Genomic DNA, 4009 nt, shown 5'->3' on the forward strand with positions numbered 1-4009 from the left:
TATAAATAAACCAATATAGTGTAATATTCTATAATTCATTTGTATTTGCTATGCCTCCATATATCAAATTCATACTATAAGCATACCACCTTGAGAATATATAGGATATATGTTAGTTAAAGAGAGTTAATTGATGGTTATATGAATCTTTTTATTTTAATGATTTGTTTTATTGGTAGGCAAAAAAAGTACGAAGTCTTTAAAAAAGACTTCGTACTAAGAACAGATTAAATTACAGTTCATAGGAAACTGAAAGGGTATTTATCTATTTATTATAACTCAACTTTTTCTATTTCTGGGAATTAATTAGTAAATATGCACAGTTTCATATTTTATTTTTCTTATACAAAAAACCAATTCCTTTGTATAGAATTGGTTTTTTGTATGCAATTCAGCTAATACAGCAACTTGAACTTACATTTTTAAATGTAGTTTTTAAAAGGATACAACCCTTTTAGGTAGATTTAGTGATGGATATATATTATATCATAGATACTCATCATTTAATACAATAGGAGAAGAAAGATAAACAGTAAGAGTCAATGGTAAGCGGACTGGAACGGATCAGCGGTTTATGCTGATCCATGAAAGGAGCATTAAGGAATTGACTCGTGCAGCCGATTTATCACCCTCTTGGCATTTCCTCAAAACGAACCGTTTTGGGGATGCCGATCGGCGAGGGAGCCCCTCAAGGAGTGAGGGGTTGGGGAGTTCGATTGATGGGGTCAAGGGGAAGAGTTCCCCTTGTGGGGTGTGGGGCAAGGCCCCTCGGATTTTATCACGCTGTGGCGTGATTTGGCGAAGCCAACTAGGTCTCGCAGAGCCCACACCAAATGTAATTTGGTATAGTGGGCTATACCAAAACTTTGGATTCGCTCTCTCGATGTGTTATGATGGTCTCAAAAGTAGTCCTCTTACGGAAGACAATTGTGAGGGAAAAAGATGAACAAATTTGCAATCATTCACATGCAGAAATTTCAAATTTCTGATGTGCAAGGGATTCAAAAACATAACCAAAGACAAGGAAAAAGCAAATCAAATTTGGATATTGATTATTCGAAAAGTGAACAAAATTATGATTTGTTGAATCAGCAAAAAATTAGATATGAAAGCACAATTAAACAAGAGATCAGTGAACGAGTAAAACGAAAGCCACGAGCCAATTCGGTTGTACTTTCAGAATTTGTAGTAACAGCTTCTCCTGATTACATGCATTCATTAAGTTTAGAAGAACAGAAACGTTATTTTGAAAGTTCGTTAGAGTTTATTCAACAACGTTATGGGAAACAAAATACGTTGTATGCGATGGTTCATATGGATGAAGCGACACCACATATGCATATTGGTGTCATGCCAATTACAGAAGACAATCGTTTGTCTGCAAAAGATATGTTTACAAGAAAAGAGCTGACAGCTTTACAACAGGATTTCCCGATGGAAATGCGTGAAAAAGGCTTTGATGTAGAACGAGGTGAAGGTTCAGAGAAAAAACATTTATCGCCTCAAGCCTTTAAGGAAAAACAAGATTTACAAGTAGAAGTGGAACAGCTAGGAAATGTAAAAAAGCATTTAGAAACAAAAGTAGTGGAAACGCATAATCAATTACAACAAACCACAAATTACATTGAAATACAGAATGAAACCTTACAAAAAATTCAGCAACAATTTTTAAATTTAGATAAAAAAATTAAAGAAAAGAAACAGGAATTTGAAACGTTTCGAAATCAAGTTCCGGATAAACCAGTGTCATTGTCTTATTTGCGAGAAGAAACAAAAACAGAAGTAACAACGAAACTGTTTGGAAAGCCAGAAATTACTGAGAAGAAAACAGGAAACATTGTGGTTACACGTGAGCAATGGAGAGATATGACAGAAAAAGTGAATGCAGCGGTTATTGTAAAAAAAGATTATGAACGTTTACAGAAGACGGATCTCGTAAAAGAGAATCGAAGTTTACGAGAAGATAATAAATATTTAGAGGAAACAATAGAGGGGAATAAACTTGCTTTAAAACATTCTTATAAACAAAATCGGGAATTAGAAGAAGTAAATAAAGAATTACATACTGAAATAGGCTCTTTAAAAGCTCATATAAGAGATTTACAGATAAACATAAAGGTTTTATATCAACAAACGAAAAAAGTCTTTAAAGAGCAATTTAAAGCGTTTAGAGGACTTATTAAAAATGAACTAGATATAAAGGGTGTAAATAATCAATTTGAACGTGAATATACAAAAGAAATGAAACGTAAACAGAAAGGATATGATATGGAACGTTGAAAACGCCTTAGAATTGATTTTAAGGCGTTTTATAATTATTCGTCTTCGGTTAATGAAGAAAGGTTTTTATATCTAAGTAGGATATCCATTCTTGCATTTTTACCACCTTTAAAGATTTGGTTAGGGTTAACTTCATAATGACCATTTTTTACTTTTTTTAAGAAGTCACTTTTTTGTAATGCAGTCATTGTATCTGCAATGGTTTTTCTTGAAATGCCAGTTTCCTTTTCTATCATGGAGTATGTGTATAAAAACTGATTTTCCTTGTTTAGATTGTCCATAATAAAAGTTAAGATATGAATTTTTTTATTCCCAATTAGATCAAGAGATTGAATTACATGACCTAACCAAACCTTATGAAAATTTGCGTCACGTTCTTCAATTTCTGTAACATTCATTTCAACAATTTCACCGGTATCTTGTTTTATAAATTTTTGGGTTCCTGAAAACTTCACTTTTTTCCTGGTAGTTATCGTTTTTTTCTTTTTACCGTCTCCACGCATGTTATTCACCTCAGGATTAGTTAATTTTTTTATACTTTTTGGTTTATTTTAATTATACTAAACAGTCTTCTTAAAAATCAACAGTTTAATTTAATTACACCAAAAGGTATAAAAAATTACACCAAAAGGTATAAAAAATTACACCGCAATAAACCCTCATAAACTACTGATATATCAATGTTTTTAAACTATTTCCTACTTTTTTTACTCTTATCTATAATTTAAAAGGCTTTCCACCATGCAATAGTCGAGTAGTATTTTTTGAGAAAAACACTCAAAAAATCTCCACTCTTTTTCTATTGCATGGTGGAATTCGGCAGGTATGAGCATATTGCCAAGCCGAACATACCAAAAACAAGGATTTAGGTTGTTCGACTTAGACCAGCAATTATACCTGCCGAACCGCCTAATCCTATCGTTCTAAACAATAAGCTTATTCCATATTTTAGTTACGTTAAGTTCCTGGGGGCTAGCCCCCAACCCCCCAGCCAACACTCACACCCAAAAACAAAGGAAGTTTTTCTAATTCAATAAATACAATATGCAAATTTGCATTTGATTTAATATTCTGTTTTTCGGATAATTGGAAGTGCTTACAAAATAAGGAGGGTGTACCATGAATTTCAAAAAAACTATTGCTACAATTACAGCTTCAGCATGTGCTTTATCAGCATTTTCATTCTTTCCATCTATTTCAGAAGCAAGTGAACTAAATAAATCTACTAAAAGTGTAGAAGTACAAAATGTTACAAATGATTTAAATAATTCATTTGTAACAAATTATGCATCTTTAGATCTTGATGCTGGGACTTCATATGTAGATGTTTCTCCTGGTGGTGGTTCAGATGGATATAATCAATATGTGAGTAGTAGAACTGTTCGAAATACAGCAAATGAAAGAAGTTTACTTATAGGTCTTTATTCACTGGCGGGAGGATTTTGGTTAGGATTGGGTGCTTCTATTGTTGGTTATTTAAATGGAAATCAATCTTGGGATTATGCTCAAAAAACATTATATAGACATCCAAATGGTAATTATAAAGTTTCAACTTTACTTTATAAAAATGGTAAAGTTGTAGCTTCAGGAAAATCAAAAGTTTTAAGTTATAAACAACTAGGTACATGGTATTATTAAAATAAAAAAGAGGACGAATTTATGAATTCGTCCTCTTTTTTTTATTTGCAATAAACATTAAAATAGCTCCAAATATTATTAAAGGAATTGC

The 4009-nt window shown here is 32.2% G+C and carries 3 protein-coding genes; 2 read left to right on the forward strand and 1 reads right to left on the reverse strand.

Annotated elements, in window-relative coordinates:
* The first annotated feature begins 942 nt into the window (after positions 1–942).
* Entirely contained in the window at positions 943–2280 is a 1338-nt protein-coding gene (gene mobV, locus ACQGS6_RS24020) for a MobV family relaxase (RefSeq protein WP_426965715.1), read from the forward strand.
* 35 nt (positions 2281–2315) lie between these two features.
* Here the strand turns inward: mobV and ACQGS6_RS24025 are convergent, their stop codons facing one another.
* Positions 2316–2783: a replication/maintenance protein RepL gene (locus ACQGS6_RS24025; protein ID WP_426965716.1), complete on the reverse strand. Its 468-nt coding sequence runs from the start codon at positions 2781–2783 to the stop codon at positions 2316–2318.
* 616 nt (positions 2784–3399) lie between these two features.
* Between ACQGS6_RS24025 and ACQGS6_RS24030 the strand changes: the two genes are divergently transcribed.
* Positions 3400–3918, forward strand: a complete 519-nt coding sequence (locus ACQGS6_RS24030) for a hypothetical protein (RefSeq protein WP_196470514.1) — start codon at positions 3400–3402, stop codon at positions 3916–3918.
* The last annotated feature ends 91 nt before the right edge of the window (positions 3919–4009 follow it).

Origin of the sequence: Bacillus sp. GMs2/2 (genome assembly GCF_050172095.1) — a bacterium.
In the GTDB taxonomy this organism is placed as follows: domain Bacteria; phylum Bacillota; class Bacilli; order Bacillales; family Bacillaceae_G; genus Bacillus_A; species Bacillus_A cereus.

Coding starts and splice junctions, on each gene's coding strand:
- ACQGS6_RS24025 (WP_426965716.1), bottom strand. CDS start 2,783: ATGCGTGGAGACGGTAAAAAGAAAAAAACGATAACTACCAGGAAAAAA.
- mobV (WP_426965715.1), top strand. CDS start 943: ATGAACAAATTTGCAATCATTCACATGCAGAAATTTCAAATTTCTGAT.
- ACQGS6_RS24030 (WP_196470514.1), top strand. CDS start 3,400: ATGAATTTCAAAAAAACTATTGCTACAATTACAGCTTCAGCATGTGCT.